This is a genomic window from Lentzea sp. NPDC102401 (assembly GCF_044765805.1).
GTDB lineage: Bacteria > Actinomycetota > Actinomycetes > Mycobacteriales > Pseudonocardiaceae > Lentzea > Lentzea sokolovensis.
This window is the reverse complement of record NZ_JBIWKS010000001.1, coordinates 1,283,261-1,305,473: the sequence shown is the minus strand read 5'-3', so window position 1 is coordinate 1,305,473 and position 22,213 is coordinate 1,283,261. Positions and strand designations below refer to the sequence as shown.

19 protein-coding genes are annotated in these 22,213 nt (G+C 69.5%); 8 read left to right on the top strand and 11 right to left on the bottom strand.

From position 1 onward, the window contains the following. Positions 1 to 42 precede the first annotated feature (42 nt). Both ACIRG5_RS05880 and ACIRG5_RS05875 read left to right on the top strand, forming a co-directional pair. On the top strand, positions 43 to 642 hold the full coding sequence (locus ACIRG5_RS05880) for a TetR/AcrR family transcriptional regulator (RefSeq protein ID WP_402900709.1): 600 nt from the start codon (positions 43 to 45) through the stop codon (positions 640 to 642). A 59-nt stretch (positions 643 to 701) separates the two neighbouring features. Continuing rightward, the gene (locus ACIRG5_RS05875; protein WP_402900706.1) at positions 702 to 1,799 is read left to right on the top strand and encodes an acyltransferase; all 1,098 of its coding nucleotides are present in this window, start codon (positions 702 to 704) and stop codon (positions 1,797 to 1,799) included. On the opposite strand, the gene ACIRG5_RS05870 is transcribed toward ACIRG5_RS05875, so the two are convergent. From ACIRG5_RS05870 to ACIRG5_RS05830, 9 genes are all read right to left on the bottom strand, one after another. After that, positions 1,762 to 3,468, bottom strand: coding sequence for a 1-deoxy-D-xylulose-5-phosphate synthase (locus ACIRG5_RS05870; protein WP_402900703.1), 1,707 nt, complete (start codon positions 3,466 to 3,468; stop codon positions 1,762 to 1,764). The genes ACIRG5_RS05875 and ACIRG5_RS05870 overlap by 38 nt on opposite strands. Beyond that, entirely contained in the window at positions 3,458 to 4,399 is a 942-nt protein-coding gene (locus ACIRG5_RS05865) for a 4-hydroxy-3-methylbut-2-enyl diphosphate reductase (protein ID WP_402900700.1), read from the bottom strand. The genes ACIRG5_RS05870 and ACIRG5_RS05865 overlap by 11 nt, the downstream gene beginning before the upstream one ends. 22 nt (positions 4,400 to 4,421) lie before the next feature. Further along, on the bottom strand, positions 4,422 to 5,468 hold the full coding sequence (locus ACIRG5_RS05860; RefSeq protein ID WP_402900698.1) for a family 2 encapsulin nanocompartment cargo protein polyprenyl transferase: 1,047 nt from the start codon (positions 5,466 to 5,468) through the stop codon (positions 4,422 to 4,424). Between the two features lie 3 nt (positions 5,469 to 5,471). After that, the gene (locus tag ACIRG5_RS05855) at positions 5,472 to 6,872 is read right to left on the bottom strand and encodes a family 2B encapsulin nanocompartment shell protein (RefSeq protein ID WP_402900695.1); all 1,401 of its coding nucleotides are present in this window, start codon (positions 6,870 to 6,872) and stop codon (positions 5,472 to 5,474) included. Positions 6,873 to 6,933: 61 nt separating this feature from the next. Next, entirely contained in the window at positions 6,934 to 7,968 is a 1,035-nt protein-coding gene (locus tag ACIRG5_RS05850) for a hypothetical protein (RefSeq protein WP_402900692.1), read from the bottom strand. A 16-nt stretch (positions 7,969 to 7,984) separates the two neighbouring features. Next, positions 7,985 to 9,064, bottom strand: coding sequence for a hypothetical protein (locus ACIRG5_RS05845; RefSeq protein ID WP_402900689.1), 1,080 nt, complete (start codon positions 9,062 to 9,064; stop codon positions 7,985 to 7,987). A gap of 3 nt (positions 9,065 to 9,067) precedes the next feature. Continuing rightward, positions 9,068 to 10,474: a family 2B encapsulin nanocompartment shell protein gene (locus ACIRG5_RS05840; protein ID WP_402900687.1), complete on the bottom strand. Its 1,407-nt coding sequence runs from the start codon at positions 10,472 to 10,474 to the stop codon at positions 9,068 to 9,070. Positions 10,475 to 10,879: 405 nt separating this feature from the next. After that, positions 10,880 to 11,341, bottom strand: coding sequence for a heme-degrading domain-containing protein (locus ACIRG5_RS05835; RefSeq protein ID WP_402900684.1), 462 nt, complete (start codon positions 11,339 to 11,341; stop codon positions 10,880 to 10,882). A 5-nt stretch (positions 11,342 to 11,346) separates the two neighbouring features. Next, on the bottom strand, positions 11,347 to 12,354 hold the full coding sequence (locus tag ACIRG5_RS05830; protein ID WP_402900681.1) for a Gfo/Idh/MocA family oxidoreductase: 1,008 nt from the start codon (positions 12,352 to 12,354) through the stop codon (positions 11,347 to 11,349). A 38-nt stretch (positions 12,355 to 12,392) separates the two neighbouring features. Here ACIRG5_RS05830 and ACIRG5_RS05825 point away from each other — a divergent pair, with 38 nt between their 5' ends. The 5 genes from ACIRG5_RS05825 (at position 12,393) to ACIRG5_RS05805 (ending at position 19,130) form a co-directional block, all read left to right on the top strand. After that, entirely contained in the window at positions 12,393 to 13,367 is a 975-nt protein-coding gene (locus tag ACIRG5_RS05825; RefSeq protein ID WP_402900674.1) for an ROK family protein, read from the top strand. A 173-nt stretch (positions 13,368 to 13,540) separates the two neighbouring features. Next, on the top strand, positions 13,541 to 14,341 hold the full coding sequence (locus ACIRG5_RS05820; protein WP_402900670.1) for a helix-turn-helix domain-containing protein: 801 nt from the start codon (positions 13,541 to 13,543) through the stop codon (positions 14,339 to 14,341). Then, positions 14,338 to 14,736 (top strand): VOC family protein, encoded by a 399-nt coding sequence (locus ACIRG5_RS05815; protein ID WP_402900668.1) that lies wholly within the window; start codon positions 14,338 to 14,340, stop codon positions 14,734 to 14,736. The genes ACIRG5_RS05820 and ACIRG5_RS05815 overlap by 4 nt, the downstream gene beginning before the upstream one ends. A 64-nt stretch (positions 14,737 to 14,800) precedes the next feature. Next, on the top strand, positions 14,801 to 18,202 hold the full coding sequence (locus ACIRG5_RS05810; protein WP_402900665.1) for a S8 family peptidase: 3,402 nt from the start codon (positions 14,801 to 14,803) through the stop codon (positions 18,200 to 18,202). Positions 18,203 to 18,392: 190 nt separating this feature from the next. After that, positions 18,393 to 19,130, top strand: coding sequence for an SAM-dependent methyltransferase (locus ACIRG5_RS05805; protein ID WP_402900662.1), 738 nt, complete (start codon positions 18,393 to 18,395; stop codon positions 19,128 to 19,130). Between the two features lie 51 nt (positions 19,131 to 19,181). Here ACIRG5_RS05805 and ACIRG5_RS05800 read toward each other — a convergent pair whose 3' ends face one another. Both ACIRG5_RS05800 and ACIRG5_RS05795 read right to left on the bottom strand, forming a co-directional pair. Beyond that, positions 19,182 to 20,867 (bottom strand): DEAD/DEAH box helicase, encoded by a 1,686-nt coding sequence (locus tag ACIRG5_RS05800; RefSeq protein WP_402900659.1) that lies wholly within the window; start codon positions 20,865 to 20,867, stop codon positions 19,182 to 19,184. Positions 20,868 to 20,915: 48 nt separating this feature from the next. Then, on the bottom strand, positions 20,916 to 21,080 hold the full coding sequence (locus ACIRG5_RS05795) for a hypothetical protein (RefSeq protein ID WP_402900656.1): 165 nt from the start codon (positions 21,078 to 21,080) through the stop codon (positions 20,916 to 20,918). A 226-nt stretch (positions 21,081 to 21,306) separates the two neighbouring features. Between ACIRG5_RS05795 and ACIRG5_RS05790 the strand changes: the two genes are divergently transcribed. After that, a complete protein-coding gene (locus ACIRG5_RS05790; protein ID WP_402900654.1) occupies positions 21,307 to 22,158 on the top strand; it encodes a hypothetical protein in 852 nt (283 codons plus the stop codon). The last annotated feature ends 55 nt before the right edge of the window (positions 22,159 to 22,213 follow it).

Sequence of the window (22,213 nt, the reverse complement as noted above, 5' to 3'; positions counted from 1 at the left end):
CACGGTGCTCGTCGACACCGGTCGTTGTGACACAGTGATCACATGCCGAAGCGCGTCGACCACGAGGAGAAACGGCGTGACCTCGCGGAGGCGCTCTTCCGGATCGCTTCGACACGAGGCCTGCAGTCGGTGACGTTGCGCGCGGTCGCGGTGGAGGCGGGCGTGTCGATGTTCCAGATCCAGTACTACTTCCCGACCAAGGAAGAGATGCTGCGTCACGCCTGGCAGCGGATCACCGAGCTGAGCGCCGAACGTGCCGGGCACCGCATCGCGGAGGCGATGCGGACGGGTGACGAACGCGCCGTCATGCGGGCATGTCTGCTCGCGGTCCTGCCGACGGACGAGCGCAGCCGCATGCTCTGCGCGGTGCAGATCGCCTACTTCGCGCTGGACGTCACGCGCGGCGGTCAGGCGCCGGACCAGCAGGCGATGATGCCCTTCCTCGTGCGCCTGCTCGTTGACCAGCTCGGACTGGCCCGGAAACGCGACCGGGTCCCATCACACCTCGACCTCCAGCTGGAGGCGGACGCGCTCGCGACCATGACGGGCGGCCTCCTCAGCGCGATGCTGGTCGACGCCTACGACGCGAAGCAGGCCGAGGAGATCGTCGACTACCGGCTCGGCCAGCTGTTCGCCGACTAGCGAGCGCTGCCTCGCTTGGCCGCTGGCGTGATCGCCACGAGAAGCGGACCATCGAAACCATGAGATTGTCCGCTGTGGACAACCTGAAGGTGATCCTGGTGGCGTGGGTCATCGGCGGCCACGCGCTGCTGGGCTACGCCGCGATCGGTGGCTGGCCGTACGACGAGGTCAACGAGGTCACGTTCCATCCCGGTGCCGAGACGGTGCTGGCGGCGTTGATCGGGCCGTCGGGGCTGTTCTTCATGGGCACCTTCTACTTCATGGCCGGGATCTTCACGCCCGGCTCGATCGAACGCAAAGGGCGGCAGCGGTTCATCGCCGAGCGGCTCGTACGGCTTGGCACGCCCTGGATCGTCACTGCCCTGGTCGTGTGGCCCACATTCGTGTGGATCGCCTACAACGGGGCTGGGCGGGACGTCTCGTGGTGGCAGGCGTTCACGGACCGGCGGCCGTTTCTGGACAGCGGGTCGTTGTGGTTCGTCGGAGTGTTGCTGATCTTCAGCATCGCGATCGCATTGGCGCCGCCGATCAAAGAGCGCGCCATCACGACGAGGACCGTCGTGGGCATGACGATGATCGTTGTGGGGACCACGTTTCTGACGCGGCTGGTCTTTCCGGCGCGCAGCGGGCAGGTCGGGGATCTGCACCTGTGGTGGTGGCCGCAGTGCCTGGGGATGTTGCTGCTGGGGGCGATCGGCGGGCGCAAGCTCGCGGAACGGGTGCCGGACGAGATCTACCGGATGACCCGCAACGTCGTCATCGGGACGATCGCGGTCCTGCCGGTCGCGGCCGCGCTGATGGGTGTGCTGGATCTGGCCGAGAGCGCGGAACCGTTCCTCGGCGGATTCACCTGGCAGGCCGCGACCCTCGCCCTCGTCGAGGGAATCCTCGTGGTGGCCGGGAGTTTGTGGCTGATCGGGCTGGCACAACGCCGGCTGACGCGCCAGGGGCCCTTCGCGGAGGGGCTGGCGCGGTCCGCCTACGTCGCGTTCGTCGTGCAGGGGCCGATTCTGCTCAGTCTCGCGACCGCCCTGCGCCCGCTGGACCTTCCCGCCGAGGTGAAGGCGCCGCTGGTGGGTGCGGGGGCGATCGCGTTGTCGTTCGCCATCGGCTGGGTCGTCACTTCACGCCGAGGCGCTTCAGCACGCTCGTCGTGATGCCGGCGGCGTCCAGGCCGTGTGCTCGCAGGATGCGGGCGCGGGAGTCGTGCGGCAGGAAGCGCGGTGGCAGCGCGAAAGTCGCCACGCAGGTCGGAGAACCGGCGAGCGCCTGACCCAGGCGGGCGCCCAGGGCACCGGTCGACGTCGTGTCCTCCACCGCGAGAACCAGGCGGTGCCGGCCGCTGTACTTGACCAGGTGCGGGTCCAGGGGAGCGGTCCAGCGCGGATCGACCACGGAGACGCGGACGTCGTGCCCCGCGAGTTCCTCCGCCGCGGCCAGGCACTGGCCGGCCAGAGGGCCGACCGCGATCAGCAGCACCTCCGCATCCGGTTCTTCGCGCAGCACGTCGAAGTGGTTCACGCGCCGTAGTGCGGGCACATCCGGGCCGACAGCGGCCTTCGGGTAACGCACGACCGTGGGGCCGTCCGACACCTCGACGGCCTCGCGCAGCAGCGCGGCCAGAGAAGCGGGATCGCGTGGAGCCGCCAACCTCAACCCGGGCACCACGGGCAGCACGGAGGCGTCCCACATGCCGTGGTGCGACGCGCCGTCCGGGCCGGTCACGCCGGCGCGGTCCAGCACGAACGTCACCGGGAGCCGGTGCAGGGCCACGTCCATCAGCAACTGGTCGAACGCGCGGGACAGGAACGTCGCGTAGACGGCGACGACCGGGTGAAGGCCGCCCATCGCCATGCCGGCGGCGGACGTCACGGCGTGCTGCTCGGCGATCCCCACGTCGAACACACGCGCCGGGAAGCGTTCGGAGAAAGGCCGCAGCCCCACCGGTTCCAGCATCGCGGCGGTCAGGCACACGACGTCCGGACGCGAAGCACCGATGGCCACGATCTCGTCCGAGAACGCGTCGGTCCACGTTCGCCCGCCGGAGGTGCCGGACGCGCCGACGGCGTGCATGCGGTCGGCCTCGTCGGACTCCGCGGCCTCGTACCCCTTGCCCTTCACCGTCTTGCAGTGCACGACGACGGGGCGGCCGAGGGATTTGGCCTCCCACAGGGCGTTCTCGACGGCGTGGACGTCGTGTCCGTCGACCTCACCGATGTAGGCGAGCCCCAGCGCCTCGAACAGGTGCCGTGCCGAACCGGCCAGCAGGGACGCCGCGAAACCACCGGTCGTCGGGTCGTAGGAACGGCCGTTGTCGTTCAGCAGCACCACGACTGGACGGGAAGAGCCGCCGATGTTGTTCAGGGCCTCCCAGCACATCCCGCCGGTCAGCGCGCCGTCGCCGACGATGGCGACGACCCGGCGGTCGGTGCCGCCGAGCTCGAACGCCTTGGCCAGACCGTCCGCATAGGACAGTGCGGTGGAGGCGTGCGAGTTCTCGATGACGTCGTGCGCGGACTCGGCCGCGGAGGGATAGCCGGACATGCCACCGGCCTGCCGCAACGAGTCGAAGTCGGAGCACCGGCCGGTCAGCATCTTGTGCACGTACGACTGGTGCCCGGTGTCGAACAGCACCACGTCGGCAGGGGAGTTGAAGACCCGGTGCACCCCGATCGTCAGCTCGACGGCACCCAGGTTCGGGCCGAGATGGCCGCCGGTCCGGTGGACCTTGGAGATCAGGAACGACCGGATCTCCGCTGCCAGCGAAGAAAGTTCGGAGGAGGAGAGCGCCCGGACGTCCGCGGGCGAGGTGATGTCAGCCAGCACGGCGCACCGCCAGCGGCAACGTGAAGGCGATCGTCTCCGTCGCGGTCGTGTGGGTCGACACGGAGACGGAACCCAAGGCTTCCAACGCTGCCACGACCTCGTCCACCAGCTCAGGGGGCGCCGAAGCACCGGCCGACAGACCCACCGAGGACACACCGGAAAGCCACGCCGGGTCGATCTCGGAGGCGTCGTCGATCAGGTAGGCAGGAGTGCCGCCACGGGCCGCGAGCTCGACCATCCGCACCGAGTTGGACGAGTTCTTCGAGCCCACCACCAGCACCAGGTCCGACCGCGCGGCGACCTCGCGGATGGCGACCTGCCGGTTCGTGGTGGCGTAACAGATGTCGTCGGAACCGGGGCCGCGCACCTGGGGGAACTTCCGCTCCAGCGCCTCGATCACCTCGGTCGTCTCGTCCACGGCCAGCGTCGTCTGCGTCAGGTAGGACACCGGGCCGGTGATCTCCAGCGCCTCCACGTCCGCGACGGTCTCCACCAGCACCATCTGGTCGGGAGCCTCGCCGAACGTGCCCTCGACCTCCTCGTGCCCGGCGTGCCCGATCAGCACGATGGTGTCGCCGCGTTCGGCGAAGCGCCGCGCCTCGGCGTGCACCTTCGTCACCAACGGACAGGTGGCGTCCAGCACGTCCAGCGAGCGTTTCCGAGCTTCAGCGCGCACGGCGGGGGAGACACCGTGCGCGGAGAAGACCGCCGTGGCACCGACAGGCACCTCGGACAGCTCCTCCACGAACACGGCGCCACGAGCCTCAAGCGAGCGCACGACGTGGACGTTGTGCACGATCTGCTTGCGCACGTAGATGGGGCCGCCGCGTTGGTCCAGCAGTCGTTCCACGATCTCGATGGCGCGCTCCACCCCGGCGCAGAACGACCGGGGTGAGGCGAGCAGCACCGAACGCGGCGGATGTTCCGTCATCTAGTGCCTTCCAGAAGGGGATTCAGTGGTCCCGGTGGGTGACCAGCTGGGCGAGCGTGCCGAGCTCCACCGCCGCTCGCGCGGTCGGTGAGGCCTCGCCGAGATGAACCAGTGCCTGCGTGTGGAGTTCGTCGGCCTGCGTCTGGCTCCACGCGCGACCACCGGCCATGTCGACCAGGGATGCCGCCCGCGCAAGCGTTTCCGCGTTCATCTCCTGCTCGCCGGAGTACAACGAACCCAGCTCCGCGGAGGCGGGCACGCCGGCGTTCAGCGCACGGACGACGGGCAGGGACTTCTTGCGGTTCACCAGGTCCGAGTGCGCGGCCTTGCCGGTCACCGCGGGGTCGCCCCAGATGCCGAGCAGGTCGTCCACGTGCTGGAACGCCAGACCCAGCTCGGCGCCGTAGCCGCGCATCGCCTCGACCTGCTCGTCGGAGCCGTCGCCGTACAGCGCGCCCAAGGCCGTCGAGGCGCCCAGCAGAGCACCGGTCTTGCCCCGGGCCATCTGCTCGACCTCGGGCACCCGCACGTCGCACCGCGTCTCGAAGTCCAGGTCGAACGCCTGCCCCTCGAGCAACGCCACCGTGGCGTCGCCCAGCGTCCGGATCGCTTCCAGGGCACGCGGATGCCCCGAGGCCGCGAGGACGTCGACGGCCAGCACCTGGAGCGCGTCACCGGCCAGGATCGCCGCGTTGACGCCGAAGACGGTCCACGCCGTGGCCCGGTGGCGCCGGGTCGTGTCGCGGTCCATCACGTCGTCGTGCAGCAGGGAGAAGTTGTGGATCAGCTCCACCGCGACCGCCGCCGGGACGGCGGAGGCGGCGGTGCCACCGACGGCCTCGGCCGCCAGCAGCACCAGCGCGGGACGGATCGCCTTGCCGCCGTTCTCCAGCACCGGGTTGCCGTACTCGTCACGCCACCCGTGGTGGTACTCCGCGATCGTGCGCATCGACGGCGGCAACTGGTCGACGGCCTTGCGCAGAGCCGGAAGCACGAGGCTCCGGCTCCACGCGAGCAGCTCACCGGCGGGCCTGCCGGCCGCCAGCGGTTCGGTCATCTCGGCTGTCATGACTTAGAGACCGATCTCCACGTTCTCCAGCACACCCAGCGCGTCCGGCACGAGAACGGCCGCCGAGTAGTACGTGGACACCAGGTACTTGAGCATCGCGTGCTCGTCGATGCCCATGAACCGCACGTTGAGGCCGGGCTCGTACTCGTCGGGGATGCCGGTCTGGCGCAGGCCGACGACGCCCTGCTTCTCCTCGCCGAGCCGCATCGCGATGATCGACGTGGTGCCGTTCTTGTTGACCGGGATCTTGTCGCACGGCGCGATCGGGATGCCGCGCCACGACTGCAGTTGCTTGCCCTCGACGTCCACGGTCGGCACGTACAGGCCGCGCGAGGACAGCTGCCGGCCGAACGCCGAGATCGCCTTGGGATGGGCCAGGATCAGCTTGGTGTTGCGGCGCCGCGAGATCAGCTCGTCCATGTCGTCCGGCGTCACCGGGCCGGAGGTGGTGCTGACCCGCTGCTTGAGGTCGGCGTTCGCGAGCAGGCCGAATTCCTTGTTGTTGATGAGCTCGAACTCCTGCCGCTCGCGCAGGGCCTCGATGGTCAGCCGCAACTGGTGCTCGACCTGGTCCATCGGCTGGCTGTAGAGGTCGGCCACACGCGTGTGGACGCGCACGATCGTCTGCGCCACCGAGAGCTCGTACTCGCGGGGCCGCAGTTCGTAGTCGACGAACGTGCTGGGCAGCGTCGGCTCGCCGTCGTGGCCGGACGAGATGTCGATCTCGGCCTCGCCGTGCTTGTTCGACGCGTTCGTCGGGTTCGCCAGCTGCTGCTCGATGTGCTCGCGCAGCGGCTCGATCTGCCCGTTGAGCTGGCGGAACGCCGCTCGCGACAGCACGACGGCTGTCGTCGGCGTCAACGCGCGCGCGGTGAAGCTCCAGTCCTTGTCCACACCGGACAGGACCGGCTCGTCGCCGATGTACTCGCCGTCCGCGATCGTGCCCAGCGCCACGTCGTCGCCGTACTCGCCGACCCCGGTCTTGGTGACCTTGCCGTGCGCGATGACGATGATCTCGTCGACGGACTCCCCGCGGTGCGCGATCACCTCACCCGGCAGGTACTCGCGCTGCTCGAAGCGGTTCGCGACGGCGGTCAGCGCCGCCTCGTCCTCGAACCCGCGCAGCAGCACGAACTCGGCCAGTTCCTGCGGCACGATCCGCACCTCGGAACCCACCGAGGTGAACGTGACCCGGCCGTCGCCGATCGCGAAGGTGAGCCGGCGGTTGACCCGGAACGCACCACCCTTCGCCTCGACCCAGGGCAGCATGCGCAGCAGCCACCGGGGCGAGATCCCCTGCATCTGCGGTGCGGACTTGGTGGTCGTCGAGAGGTTGCGGGCCGCCTTCGTGGAAAGGCTCAGCTGCCCGCCCTCGACCCCAAGGCCCGGATCGGTAACAGTCACTGGAAGTCCTGCCAATCTGTTGGTGCTGGGTTGGAACTAGCGAACGAGGACCGCGGTCAGGTCACGCCGACACGCTTTTCGTCGGCGTGACCTGACCGCGCCCTTGCGGTTGAATCGAAAGCGACCGCGTACCTAGACCGGACGGCCGGTGGAACGACGCCACGGAAGGTGTCGGGTAGGGCTGGTACCTGCCGGTGCGTTGCGTCCACAGCAGCTCTCCGGCGAGCCACGCCTTGAGCGCCTCGACGTACGCCTTGAGCGCCTCGCGCTGCCCGGCGTCGAGCCGGTACTGGTCCGCGAGGTACGGCAGGTCCTCGGCGGCGGACGTCGCGAACTGCCGCATGCGGGCGTTGACCAGGTCGGCGACCATGTTCACCGCCTGCTGGACCTCGCAGTCGAAGAAGGTCCTGACGACCTCGACGGCGTTGGTGATGATGCCGGTGTCGGGGCCGAACCGGTCGTACCCCACGACGTCCGCCTTGAGACTCGTGATGTCGGCGAACGCGTCGACCATCGCCTGCATCGTGGAGTTCGCCATCAGCTCCGCCGGCAGCTCGTCGAGGTGCCGACCGGCGGCGAGCCTGGCGGACATGTCGGCGGCGATGGTCCTGCGCCGCATCTCCACGAAGTCGACCGGGTCGGGCACCCGGTTCTGCGCGTTGCAGTGCACCTCCCACAACAGGGCGTCGAAGTACTCGACCAGTGACGCCTCGTCGCGGGCGCTGAGCGGAGCGCGCGTGAGCAGGTCCGCGAGTGCTCGCTCGGCGACGGTCCACGTCGGCTGCGCCGGGTCGTCCATGACGGACCTCATCCGGGCGACGAACGCCTTGGCGCCGGCCAGGTCGCGGGTGCGGAAGTACCCGTCGTAGAAGATGTCCGCCACGTACCAGGCCCACACGTGCATGTCGCTGATCTGGACCAGGGCGTCCAGGCCGAGCGCCGGGTGGGCCAGCGGCGTGAACGAACCGAAGTCGGACTGGTCGTAGTAGGCCTCTGTCCACAGCAGACCGTCGAGCATGCCCATGTCCCGTGCCCACGTCTTCGTGTGCTGGCGGACGCGGTCGACGTGCGGGGAAAGCCTTGCGGAGAAAGGCATGTCGAACGAGGGAACCTCAACCACGAGCCACCCCCAGCCACGCCGCGGACGTGCCCAGGCCGGTCGGCCCGCGCAGGATCGTGCGGAAGAACGCCGAGTTGCCGGCTCCTCCCTCGACTTTCGTGTAACGGCCCGCGTGCAGGTGCCACTCGTGGCCGCCGGACTGCCAGTCCTGCAGGCCCTTCACGTACTTGAGCACGCGCGCCTGCTCCAGCGGGTCGACGCCGTTCTCGGAGAACAGCTGCGGCAGCTCGGTGAAGACGGTGTTCTCGAACTGGTGCAGCCGCGAGGTCAGCAGCGCGTTCACGGCCTCGACCGCGGTCTGCGTGTCGTGGCCGAAGAACTTCTCGAACACGAGCACCCCGTTGGAGTTCTCGCCCTCCCGCAACACTTCCCGCTCGTACGAGAAGATGTCGTTGCGCAGGTGGATCGCGTCGGAGAACGTGTCGGACAGGACCCGCAGCGGCCGGGTGCCCGCGATGGACGCGGGCACCTCGGCCGCTTCGGAGACCTCCACCAGGTTCGCCGACCACGGCGCGCCGCCGACCTTGCGGCGCATCTCGATGTACTCGATCGGGTTGGCGACCGTGCCGCTCTCGATGTTCTTGATCTCCCACATGCACTCGAGCAGCAGGTTGTGGGTGCTCGTGGTGAACCGGCGCCGCCAGTCCTGCGACATCAGCGGAATCGTCCGCTGCCACAGGTCGACGAGCCCGCGTTCGGTCGGGTTCTCCGGCTCCGGCCACGGGTCCGTGCCGTTGAGCGGCATGAACGCCGGCAGCCGGTCGAGATACGCCTTCGCTCCCGACACGTCCTTGCTCTGCTTGAACTCCGCGAAGAACTCGTCGTCGAAGTAGAAGACCCAGACGTACCAGTCCGTGATGAGGTCGAGGATCTCCGCGGGCGCGTCCGGATGGGTCCACGCGCACATGTGCCCGTAGTCGTCGCCCGCGAGGATCTCGTCGGTCCACACCCCGGTGTCGAGCATCCCCATGTCCCGCGCCCACCGAGTCGAGTGGGCGCGGGCGCGTTCGAGGTGGGGGTTCATCCGCGCCGGATGCGGCACGTAGAACTCCGGCATGGTGAAGGAGGCCAAGACCTATCCCTCGCGGCCGAGCTCGACGTGCTCCAGCACGCCGATCGCGTCCGGCACCATGATGGCGGCCGAGTAGTAGGCGCTGACCAGGTAGTTGATGATCGCCTGGTCGTTGATGCCCATGAACCGCACCGACAGGCCCGGCTGGTACTCGTCCGGGATGCCGGTCTGGTGCAGGCCGATGACGCCCTGGTTCTGCTCGCCGGTGCGGATCAGCATCACCGACGACGTGCGGGTGTCGGAGACCGGGATCTTGTTGCACGGCAGCACGGGGACGCCGCGCCAGGCAGGCACCTGCTGGCCGTTGAAGTCGATGTGCTGCGGGTAGAGACCGCGCTTGTTGAGCTCACGGCCGAACGCCGCGATCGTGCGCGGGTGCGCGAGGAAGTACCCGGGGTCCTTCCACACGATCGACAGCAGCTCGTCGAAGTCGTCCGGGGTGGGCGGGCCGGACCGGGTGTGGATGCGCTGCTTGAGGTCCGCGTTGTGCAGCAGGCCGAACGACCTGTTGTTGACGATCTCGTGCTCCTGGCGTTCGCGCAGGGCCTCGATCGTGAGCCGCAACTGCTGCTCGACCTGGTCCATCGGGTTGTTGTAGAGATCAGCGACCCGGCTGTGGACCTGCAGCACGGTCTGCGCGACGCTCAGCTCGTACTCGCGCGGCGACTGCTCGTAGTCGACGAACGTGCCGGGCAGCACGGGCTCGCCGTCGTGACCGGACGCCATGCCGATCTCGGCCTCGCCGTACTCGTCCTGGGGCTTGTTGCGGCTGTTGAACGTCTGCTGGATGTGTGCGCGCAGGCCGCCCGCTTCCCCGTTGAGCGCCTGGAAGTCCTGCCACGACAGCGTGAGCACGGTGACCGGCGTGACGGCCTTGACGGAGTACTCCCACTCGCCCTGCGGGCCCGCCAGCACGTCCTCGCCGAAGTGCTCGCCGTCCGCGAGGTTGCCGAGCACGGTGTCGCCGCCGTACTCGCCGGTGCCGACCTTGTCGACCTTGCCGTGCGCGATCAGCACGACGGTGTCCTTCGGGCGGCCCTTCTCGACGATGACGTCGCCGATGCCGAACTCCTGCTGAGTGAAGCGGCCGGCGAGCGCCGCGAGGACCTCTTCGTCGTCGAAGCCCTTGAGCAGTGCCAGTTCGGTGAGCTCCATCGGCACCACGCGGATCTCCGCGCCGATGTTCGTGAACGAGACGCGACCATCGCCCAGCGTGTAGGTGAGCCGCCGGTTGACGCGATAGGCACCACCTGCCGCCTGCACCCAGGGGAGCACCTTGAGCAGCCAGCGGGAAGTGATTCCCTGCATCTGCGGGACGGACTTGGTGGTCGTGGCCAGATTACGTGCGGCGGCCGTGCCCAAACTCAGCTGCTGACGGCCCTCATTGAGGTCAGAATCCGTCACAGTCACAACCTGCACCCACCTATCTCAATGCGCTAATGGACCAATCCGATAAGCCGGAACGGACGTTAGTTCGCGCTGATGAGAACTGTGAAGGGGCCAAAAAGGCGACATTCGGGTGGGTGGTTTAAGCCTGATGATGCTACGGAGCGTACAACTGCTGTCGTACGCAACTGCTCTTGTATCGGCAGGCGGGTGACCGAGCGCTATTCGTTAGAGTATGGAATAGGACACTCGTTTGGCCCAGTAGGATCACTCTTTCGAGCGGGCGAGCGACCGTTGTCCGGATGCTATGCACAGCCACTTCGAGTGGAGCGGAATCCACTCGAAGTGGTGTGTATCAATACGACGTCGCGTCTCTCGGTGATACTGGCAAGCGTTAGCCGAATTTTGTGCCAACGGCTATTCGTGCTATTACGCTTCGCTGCCGTTCAGGAATGATTCCAGCTCGGTGACGACGAACTCGTGGTCCTGTGCCTGGGGCAGTCCGGAGACGCCGACGGTGCCGACCGGACCCGTGCCGCGCAGGATCACCGGGAAGACGCCGCCGTGCGCCGCGTACAGCTCCGGATCGAGGCCGGACTCCACCTCGAACGTCGAGCCCTTCTCGCGGAACGTCGTGCCGACGTAGAACGAACTGTGGCCGAACAGGTCGACGACACGCGCCTTGCGCTCCAGCCACCTGTCGTTGTCCGGCGCGGTGCCGGGCAGCGCGACGTGGAAGAGCCGGTGCCCGTTGCGCCGCACCGAGATCGCGATCGGCAGGCCCTGTTCTTTGGCGGCGGCGAGCAGGTGCAGGCCGAGTTCGATCGCGACGTCGTTGCCGAAGCGCGTGAACTGGAGCTTCCGTTCCTGGGCCAGGAGTTCCTCGCTCATGGGGTTCACAGCTCCACCACCCGGTTCTCGCGCGCGGACGTGAACGCGGCCTCGATGACCCGCAGCGCGTCCACGGCGCTCGCGGCGTCGACGGGGGCGCGTCCGGCCTGCAGTTCGGCGTAGAAGTTCTGGTAGGCGCCGGGTTCGACGGCGACCTCGGTGGTGTCGTCGAGGATGCCGAGCCGTCCGGTGCGTTCTTCGCGACCCCAGTTCGGTTCGGTCGGGCGGCGGCCCGCGTCGAGCGCGTCCTCCTGCTCGTCCAGACCGCTGATCTCGAACGCGCCCTCGCTGCCGAGCAGCCGGAAGCGCGGCCCGAGGCTCGCCGCGTGCGCGTTGGCCCACAGGTGGGAGCGGACGCCGTTCTCGTGCGTCAGCGCCACGAACACGTCGTCGTCCACCTGCGCGCCGGGTCGACGCCGGTCGAGTTCGGCGTAAACGGTCCTGACCGGTCCGAACAGCTGCAACGCCTGGTCGACGAGGTGGGCGCCGAGGTCGTAGAGCAGGCCGCCGGCCTCTTCGGGAGCGCCGAACTCGCGCCAGTTGTCCCAGATCTCCGGCACCCAGCGGTCGTAGCGGGACTCGAACCGCCGAACTTCTCCCAGTCGGCCGATGATCTTGCGGACGGTGAGGAAGTCGCTGTCCCAGCGGCGGTTCTGGAAGACCGTGAGCGGCACCTGTGCGGCCTGAGCGGCGGCCACGAGCTCCGCGGCTTCGGCCGACGACGGCGCGAACGGCTTGTCGACCACGACCGCGACGCCCTTGCCAATGGCGCGCTTCGCGTACTCGACGTGCGTCCTGTTCGGCGTGGCGACGACGATGAGGTCGAGGTCCAGCTCGAACAGCTCGTCGGCGGTGACGATCTTGGCGTCCGGGTGCGCGGCACGGGCCTGCGCCTGCCGCTGCGGATTCGCCGTGACGATCGCGACGAGGTCCATGCCCTCTGTCGAGGAGATGAGCGGGGCGTGGAAGACCCGCCCCGCTATGCCGTAGCCCAGAAGTCCGACTCGAGTCATGCTTCCAATTAAAGCAACGCTGTTGAATAATTGCGACCGTGGACCTCACCTCGCTGCGTTCGCACAACGACAGGACAGTGCTCAGACTGGTCCGCTCCGGGGCTCTGAGCAGGGCTTCCATCGCTGAAAGGGCCGGACTGACCCCGCAGGCGGTGTCGAAGATCGTGGCGAGGCTCATCGCGGCGGGCCTGCTGGAGGAGACCGGCGCCGTGCGCGACGGGGGCCGAGGCAAGCCCAGGATGTCGTTGCAGCTCGCCGCCGGTGGGGCCTGCGCGTACGGGGCTTATGTCGACCGTGACGAGCTGCGGGTGGTGCGGCTCGACCTGACCGGCGAGGTGGTGTCGGCCGCGGTCGTGCCGCTGGCTCCGATGTTCACGCCGGACGACGTGCTGGACGCGCTGGAGCCGCTGGTCTCGGCCGGGGAGAAGGTGCTCGGGCTGGGCATCGGCATCGCCGGCCCGCTGGAGCACCGCGACGGCGTGGTGTCGCCGAACGGCCTGCCGGGCTGGTCCTCGGTCCCGTTGAAGGCGCTGGCCGAGGAACGGCTCGGGCTCCCGGTCGTCGTCGACAAGGACACGAACGCGGCCGTGCTCGCCGAGGCGTGGCGACGACCGTTGCGGGACGCGGCACTGGTGTTCGTGGGCACCGGTCTGGGCGTGGGGCTGCTCCTCGGAGGAGAGGTGCATCGGGGTGCACGGTCGGGGGCGGGCGAGTTCGGGCACACGACGATCCAGCTCGACGGGCCGTTGTGCGTGTGCGGACGGCGTGGGTGCGTCGAGGCGGTGCACGCGACCGCGACCGGCGTGGAGGCGGCACGGGTGCTCGGCGCGGCGGTGGCGAACCTGGTGCAGCTGCTGGACCTCGACCAGATCGTCCTGAGTGGACGGAGGGTGCTCGAGTCGCCGGAGCTGTACCTGCGGGCGATGCCGGACGTGGACGTGAGCGTCACGTCCCACGGCCCCGACCTGGTGCCGGTGGGCGCGGGACTGCTGGTCCTGGGCGAATTGTTCTAGTGGCGCGTCTCGGAACGTCGGCGAGGTAATCCACGCTCAGCAGGGCGCCTCGCGGCGCCGCCCCCACGCCCCCGTACAACCAGTACGAGGACGTGGGGGCGGCACCACGATGCACCCGTCTGACCGCGAATTCCCCCGGCAACGTTCCGAGCCACACCACTAGCATCGACAGCGTGGACGTCGAGCACGTCGTCGGCCTGCCGCACCCGCGGCTGCGGCCGTTCGTCACGCGGTACTCCGGGTATCGGATGCGCACCGAGCCCGGCATCCACCGCGGCCTGCCGTCGCGCTCGCTCACGCTCGTGGTCACGATGGACGGCACGGTCGACCTGTCCGAGGGCCGGTTCGCCGCGCTGTGCGGCGGGCTGCACGACGAGGCCGTGATCATCACCCACGACGGGTTCCAGCACGGCGTCCAGTGCGACCTCACGCCGCTGGGGATGCGGGCGTTCTTCGGCATGCCGGCCGGCGAGCTCAGCGCCGTCACGGTCGGGCTCGACTCCCTCGACGCTCCGGCCGCCGAGCTGCGCGAACGGCTGCAGGACGCGCCGACGTGGACGGACCGGTTCGCGCGCCTGGACGAGATGCTGAGCGGCCTGGTGAAACCGGTGCGGCAGCAGGTCGAGGTGGCGTGGGCGTGGCAACGGCTCGCGGCGGGGGCACCGGTCGCGGAGATCGCCGCCGAGGTCGGGTGGAGCCGCCAGCACCTGAGCGCGCGGTTCGCGGCCGAGTACGGGCTCACGCCCAAGGTCATGGGACGCGTGATGCGGTTCGAGCGGGCGAACCGGATGTTGCGCGGCGAGCGCCGTCCCACGCTGACGGAAGTGGCCGCTGCCTGCGGTTACACCGACCAGGCGCACTTCAACCGGGACTGGCGCGCGCTGTGCGGGGCGACCCCGACCGAGTGGATCGCGGCCGAGCTTCCATTCGTACAAGGCAGCGAGCACGGTCAGGGCGCAGAGTTGCCTTCATGAGCACACCACCACCTACCTGCTGGCCTTGTCTGTCCTATCAGGACGCTCCCACCGCGATCCGCTTCCTCGTGGAGGCGTTCGGGTTCTCCGAACACCTCGTCGTGCCGGGGGAGGCCGACGGCGAGGTCGTGCACTGCGAGATGGTCTGGCCCGAGGGCGGCGGCGTCATGCTGGGGTCCGCCGTGCGGTCGGTCGGCGAGGTCGAGGCGACCAAGGCCGGCGCCGGATCCATCTACGTGGTGACCGATCGGCCCGACGAGCTCCACGCGCAGTCGCTGGCGCACGGAGCTACTGAGATCCGCGGTCTGCGCGACGAGGACTACGGCTCGCGCGGCTTCACCGTGGCCGATCCCGAGGGCAACCGCTGGAGCTTCGGCACCTATCGCGGAGCGTGAGGCAACCTGCACGCGCTGTTTGGAGTCTTCCCCGGTGGAGAGGTTCACACCTAGGGGAGGACACGTGCGTCTTGCACGATGTTTGGTGATCGCCGCCCTCGCCGCCGGACTGCTCAGTCCGGCGGCGACGGCGCAGGCGGAACCGTTGAGAACTGCGAAGACGTCGACCATCACGCTGATCAGCGGGGACAAGGTCGTCGTCGACGAGCGCGGCGAACTCGTCAGGGTCGAGGGGCGGCCCGGCATGCAGTTCGCCCAGTACGTCCAGAACGACCACCAGTACGTGGTGCCGGCGGACGCGGTCGACGCGGTGGGGCAGGATCGCGTCGACAAGCGGTTCTTCGACGTCACCTCGTTGCACGGCTACGGGTACACCGACGACAAGATCGACCGGATTCCGTTGTTGAACAACGGTTTCCGTGCAGCTGGCGCGGTGCAGAAGAAGGACGCGGCACAGCAGTGGACGGCGCGGCGCACCAGCGCGTTGAGCGCCGGCAAGCTGTGGCTCGACGGCAAGTCGAAGATCTCGCTGACTGAGAGCGTGCCCATGGTGGGCGCGCCCGGTGCGTGGCAGGCCGGGTTCGACGGCACCGGTGTCACGGTCGCGGTCCTCGACACGGGTTACGACCAGAAGCACCCGGAACTCGCGGGCGTCGTTTCGGTGTCGAAGGACTTCACCCCGGCGGGCATCCAGGACAACGTCGGGCACGGCACGCACGTCGCGGCCACGGTCGCGGGGCGCGGCAGCCAGTACGTCGGCGTCGCGAAGGGCGCGTCCCTCGCGGTGGGCCGCGTCTGCGAGGCCGAGTACTGCTTCGACAGCGCGGTGATCGCCGGCATGGAGTGGGCGGCGCGCGACGTCAAGGCCAAGGTCGTCAACATGTCGCTGGGCGGCGACCAGTCCGACGGCACGGACCCGTTGTCGCTCAAGGTGAACGAGCTGACCGCCGAGACCGGCGCGCTGTTCGTGATCGCGGCGGGTAACTCCGGCACCCGGCGGCAGGTCTCCGGACCGGCGGCGGCCGACGCGGCGCTGGCCGTGGCGAACATGACCAAGCAGGGCGTGCTGGAGGAGTGGTCGTCGCGTGGCCCGAGGATCAACGACTACGCGGTCAAGCCGGACATCGCGGCGCCGGGCACGGACATCGTGGCCGCACGCGCCGAGAACACGTTGTGGGACCACGCGGTCGACGACCTGCACGCAAAGCTGACCGGCACGTCGATGGCGACGCCGCACGTGGCCGGTGCCGCGGCGGTGCTCGCGCAGCGCAACCCGGCGTGGCAGGCCGCCGAGCTCAAGGCCGCGCTGATGGCGACGGTCAAGCCGGTCGCGGACTCTCCCACGAGCGTCGGCACCGGTCTGCTCGACGTCGAACGCGCGGTGAAGCAGCAGGTCCGCGCGTCGGTGGGCAGCCTGTCGTTCGGACTGCTGCAATGGCCGCACACCAAGACGTTCACGAAGACGATCACCTACTCGAACGCGGGCACCGCGCCGGTGACGCTGGCGTTGCAGCACAACCTCGGCGCGGACTTCACGGTCCCGGCGTCGGTCACCGTGCCTGCTCAGGGCAGCGTCGCGGTCGACGTCGTGCTGGACCCGCGCAAGGGCAACGGCACGTTCTTCGGGCACCTCAAGGCCTCTGCTGACGGTGTCTCCCTCACGACCGCCGTCGGCGCGTACGTGCAGGAGGAACGGCACGAGCTGAAGGTGTCGATGACCGGACGCGACGGCAAGCCGGTCGCGGACGAGTTCGTCGTCGTGGTCAACATGTCCACGCAGGAAGCGTCGGTGCTCTCCATCGTGGACGGCGTCGGAACGTCCCGGCTGCCGGTCGCGGACTACGCGGTGATCGGCCGCATCGACGAGCTGACGCCGAACTACGCCTGGTTCACGCCGGTCTCCGCGACCGAGGTGGCGGGCCGCGTCTCGCTGAACGCGGACGTGTCCGTCGCGCTGGACGCCAGGCAGGGCAAGCAGATCAGCGTCGAGCTGCCCGAACGCGACTCGGTGGTCTGGTACCGCGACGCCACGCTGGCGGTGCCGTTCAAGCCCGGCAAGATCAGCGGGGTCGCCAGCATCATCGACGGCCGGGTTCCGTTGTACGGCTTGTCCTTCGGGGCGCCGCTGCCGGAGCTGACCTACGACTCCGGGCTCAAGGGCGGACAGCCGCTGGTCTCGGTTCCGGGCGGGTTCCCCGTGCGGTACTACGAAGGCAGCAAGTACCTGCCGCCGGGTGAGCACGAGCTCGACGTGGCCGAACGCGGCGCCGACGTGCGCGGCAAGCTCGCCCTGGTCCGTCAGGCGGGCGAGGACCCCTACGCCGTCGCCCAGGAGATGAAGGACGCCGGAGCGGTCGCGGTGCTGTGGGCCGGGCCGGTGCCGTTCGGCTACGACCAGCAGACGGCGATTCCGGTGATCACCGTGGCGGAACACCACGTGACCACCACACCGGCGAAGCTGACGTTGCGGGCCATCGCGGGTTCGCCGGTCTCGTACACGATGTTCATGCGGGACAAGGGCGCGTTGCCGGTCGGCACCAAGAAGATCCGGCACGCGGACCTCGCCGAGGTCAGGGCGCGCTACCACACGTCCGGCGCGGACGGCTCCGTCCTGGAACGGAACTCCCCGGTCGTCAACGGCGCTCTCGGCGACGTGCTGGACGAACGGATCTCCGCTCCCGCGCAGCGCACTGAGTACTTCACGCCGGGCACCTGGTACCAGGAGGGCTTCGACGGACGCAGTTCCGGCGCCGGCGACGACCCGAGCACGACCTCGTGGGCCGACCTCGCGCCGGTGACCTACCAGGCGGGCAGGAAGTACGAGCGGACCAACCTCCGCGCGGTCACCTCACCCCGGCTCGGCGGTTCGCCGCTCGTGACGTGGGCGGACGGCGGCGGCGTCGAGCGGTCCGGTGACCTGATCAACTCCCGGATCTCGCCGTTCGGCGGCTCGACCTGGGTGGAGAACTGGCACCGCGGCGGCTGGGGAACGCTCGAACTGCAGCACAACGGCGTCGCGCAGGGCTGGTCCGACGTCCGGCAGGGCTTGTTCCACGCCCCCGCCCGCGACGGCCGGTACAAGCTCCTGCTCGACGCCTCCCGCGAGACCCTCGCGTTGTCGACGAACGTGAAGACGACGTGGGAGTTCTCGGGTGCCGCCGACGGCCGGTTGCCGTTGCTGGAGGTCGACTACTCGGTTCCGGTCGACCTGCGCAACAGTTGGAAGGCCGGTGTGCCGATGCCGGCGAAGTTCACCGCGTCGCGTCAGGCGGGGGCGGGCAACGCCTCGTTGCGCTCGCTGCAGGCGTACGCGTCGTTCGACGACGGGGTCACCTGGGTTCCGGTGAAGTCGCTGGTGCCGGCCGGTGGAGCGGCGGGCGGGTTCGTGTCGTTGCGCGTGGTGGCCGCCGACGCGGACGGCAACACCGTCGACCAGACGGTGCTGCGGGCATACCGCCTGCGCTGAGATAGGCCGAACGGTCGTGTGCGTTGCGTCTTAAGGGCGTAACCGCGCGGCCGTTCGGTCGTTGTAATCCCCTGCGGCACCTGCCCCGCCGTGCGCGAGACGATCCAGGGACGCGGCGTCTCTGCGCCCAGGGCAGGTGCCGCCGTTTCTCGGTGGCCGGCTCGGTGCCGCTGTGGTGGCATGTCGGCCCATGGGGACTTTCGAGCAGCTGGTGGCCGAGGGCGCGGCCGTGCCGCTGGAGGGCTGGGACTTCTCGTGGTTCGAGGGCCGGGCCACCGAGGAGCGTCCGCCGTGGGGCTACGCCGGGTTGATCGCGTCGCGGCTGGCGGCCGTCTCGTCGGCACTGGACCTGCAGACGGGCGGGGGAGAGGTGACGGCGTCGGCGCCGGTCAAGCCACCGTTGCTGGCCGCCACCGAGTCGTGGCCGCCGAACGCGGTGGTGGCGTCCCGGAACCTGCCGCTCGTCGTGCAGGCGCCCGACGACGGGCCGCTGCCGTTCCGGTCCTCGTCGTTCGATCTGGTGATCAGCCGGCATCCGGTGGTGACGCCGTGGCCGGAGATCGCGCGGGTGCTGCGATCCGGTGGGACCTACTTCTCGCAGCAGATCGGTGCGGGCACGAACTCGGGGCTCACGGACTTCATGATGGGGCCGCAGCAGGTGAGCGACGCTCGCAGCGTCGAACGGGCACGCGCTGACGCCGAGGCTGCGGGACTGGAACTGCTTCGGCTGGAACCGGCGGAGCTGCGGGTGGCCTTTTTCGACGTCGGCGCGGTGGTGCACTTTCTGCGGAAGGTGCTGTGGACCGTGCCCGGATTCACCGTCGAGAGGTATCGGGATCGGCTCCTGGCGATGCACGAGCACATTCAGGAGCACGGAGAGTTCACGTGCACCTCGACGCGGTTCCTGGTCGAGGCGCGCAAGCCGTGAAACGCGAAGCAGCCCCTCCGGAACTCGTCCGGAGGGGCTGCTTCGGTAGTCCTAGCGGGGCTGGCGCTCGCGGCGGATCGTGACGCGCTTGCCCTTGATCGTGGCGTCGCGCAGCTGCTCGATCACGTCGTTCGCGGCCGGGCCCGGCACCTCGACCAGCGAGAACCGGTCGGCGATCTCGATGGCGCCGATGTCGCGGCCCTTCAGGTTCGTCTCGCCGGTGAGGGCACCGACGATGTCCTGCGGCCGGATGCCCGACGAGCGGCCGGCACCGAGGAACAGCCTGGTCATGCCCTCGGTCGGGCCACGGCGTTCGCGGCGCGGGCCAGCGGGTGCACCACCGACGCCGTCGCGGCGCGGACGGTCCTCGCGCGGGCGGACTTCCGGGATCTCCTCCTCGTCGGCGGCGGCACCGGAGGCCTCGTGCGCGAGCTTGACCGCGGCGAGCGCGATCTCCATGACGTCGAACTCGTCCGCCAGCGTCTCGACCACGACGCGGAAGCGCGAGAGGTCGTCCTCCAGCAGCGACTCGTGCAGCGACGAGCGGGTCAGCTCCAGCTGACGGGCGCGCAGGTCGGCGACCGTCGGGACCTTCTCGACCGGGATCTTGGTCTTGGTGACGCGCTCGATCGTCTTGAGCATCGAGTTCTCACGCGGCTCGACCAGGGTGATCGCGACGCCCTCACGGCCGGCGCGGCCCACCCGGCCGATGCGGTGCGTGTACGCCTCGGGGGCGGACGGCACGTTGTAGTTCACGACGTGCGTGAGCTGCTCGATGTCGAGGCCGCGGGCGGCGACGTCGGTGGCCACCAGCAGGTCGGCGGTGCCGGAACGCAGGCGCGACATGACGCGGTCGCGCTGCTCCTGGCTGATGCCGCCGTGCAGCGACTCGGCGCGGTAGCCGCGGCCGTTGAGCGTCTCGGTGAGCTGGTCGACCTCGTCGCGGGTGCGGCAGAAGACGACGGCGGCGGTCGGCGACTCGACGTCCAGCACGCGGCCGAGGGCTGCGGGCTTGTGCTCGCGGCGCACCAGATACGCGGTCTGCCGGACGCGCGGGGCCTCGCCCGGCTCCGTCTTCTCGCGCTCGATCTGGATCAGCACCGGCGAGCGGAGGTGGCTCTTGGCCATGCGGTCGATGCGCGGCGGCATCGTGGCCGAGAACAGCACGGTCTGCCGTTCGGCCGGCGTCTCGCTCAGGATCGCGTCGATGTCCTCCGCGAAGCCCATGTCGAGCATCTCGTCGGCCTCGTCGAGCACGACGACCCGCAGGTCGCCCAGCTGCAACGTGCCGCGCTGGAGATGGTCGATCGCGCGGCCCGGGGTCGCGACCACCACGTCGACGCCGCGGGACAGCTCGCGCAGCTGACGGCCGATGGGCTGGCCGCCGTAGATGGGGAGGACGCGTGCGCCCATGTGGCGTCCGTAGCGGTGGACCGCCTCCGACACCTGCACGGCCAGCTCACGGGTCGGCGCGAGGACGAGGGCCAGCGGCTTCTCACCCTTGCCGATCCTGTCGGCGATGCGCTCGAGCAGCGGGAGCGCGAACGCCGCCGTCTTGCCCGTGCCCGTGGCCGCCTGGCCCAGCAGGTCGTTGCCCGCGAGCAACGGCGGGATCGCTTCACTCTGGATCGGCGTCGGCTCCTCGTAGCCCAGGGCGTTGAGGGCGTTGAGGAGGTCGGGCCGCAGCCCCAGGTCGGCGAAACCGTTGTCGGCGGAACCGTTGTCGGCGGTGGTCATGGGGAGTATCTTCCCCCACCGCCTCACACCGCACTCACTCAGACCAGGTCAAGCCGCCTCCCGCAGGCTCACGCGCCCGTCCGCGCTGCTCGTCACGCCGTTCGCCGTGACCGAGATCTTGACCTGACCAGGCCTTATTCCGGTGAGGACACCGGTGCCCGGTTCGAGCCGGGCGACGTGCAGGCCACGTGACCCTTCCCACACCGCGTCCATCGGACATCGCACCGGCACCGACCGGGAAACCTGTTTCACCGTCGCCGCAACCGTTTCCGTGACGCCGGAGCGCAGGGTGGACGGAGCCCTCACCTGGAGTGCGTCCACATAGGGCCGGATCTCGGCCTTGCCACCGTTGCGGGAGACGCCGACGAACGTCCACGAACGGATCGCCGTCCACAGTGGACGCGCGGGCTCGTCACGCCCCGGTACCTAGACTGGGCCGGTGAAGAAACGCCTGACGGTCTGCGCCTCGCACCTGATCACTCTGCCGGGCGCGCCTCACGGCCCGGTCCGCGAGGCGATCGGCGCCGCCCGCGAGGCCGTCGAGGAGTTCGACCCGGAGCTCGTCGTCTTCTTCGGCACCGACCACCGCCGCGCTTTCCGTTCCGTGGTCCCGACCTTCGCCGTGGTGCTGGAGGCGACCGCGCAGGGCGACGTCGCCGGTCCGACCGGTTCCTACGACGTGCCCGCCGATCTGGGACGCGCGCTGGTCGCCGACCTGGTCGCGCACGAGTTCGACATCGCCACGGCCTACCGCGCCGCCCTGGACCACGCGTTCGGCCACACGACCCGCGACCTGCTGGGCACGGTCGACGCCAAGCCGGTGCTGCCGATCTTCGTCAACTGCGCTTCGCCGCCGCACGCGACCTTCCGCCGTGCCGCCGCACTGGGCCGCCGCGTCGGCGAGTTCTTCGCGGACAAGCGCGTGCTCTACGTCGGCTCTGGCGGGCTGGCGCACGACCTGCCGGGCTTCCGCGAACCCGAGACCGGCGTGGCGCTCACCGAGGAGGAGCGCCAGACGTGGATCAAGGACGTCAACGAGCGCGCACGGCGTGAAGGAACGATCCGCGAGCTCGTGCGCACCTGGGACGAGGCGTTCCTGGCGGGAATCGGTGGCACGTCGTGGGAATGGCTCGATGAGATCGGCGCCGACCTGGTCGAGCGCGGCGGCAACGGCGCCGCGGAGTGCCTGACCTGGACGGCCGCCTGGGCCGCCGGTGATCAGCCGCTGCGGACCCTGGCGCACGAGTTCGACACCAGCGGCCGCGCGGTCGCGATCACAGATTCGGCGTGAGCTGCGCGGCCTTGGTGATGATCAGGATCCAGATGCCGGACGCCGAGAACCCGAT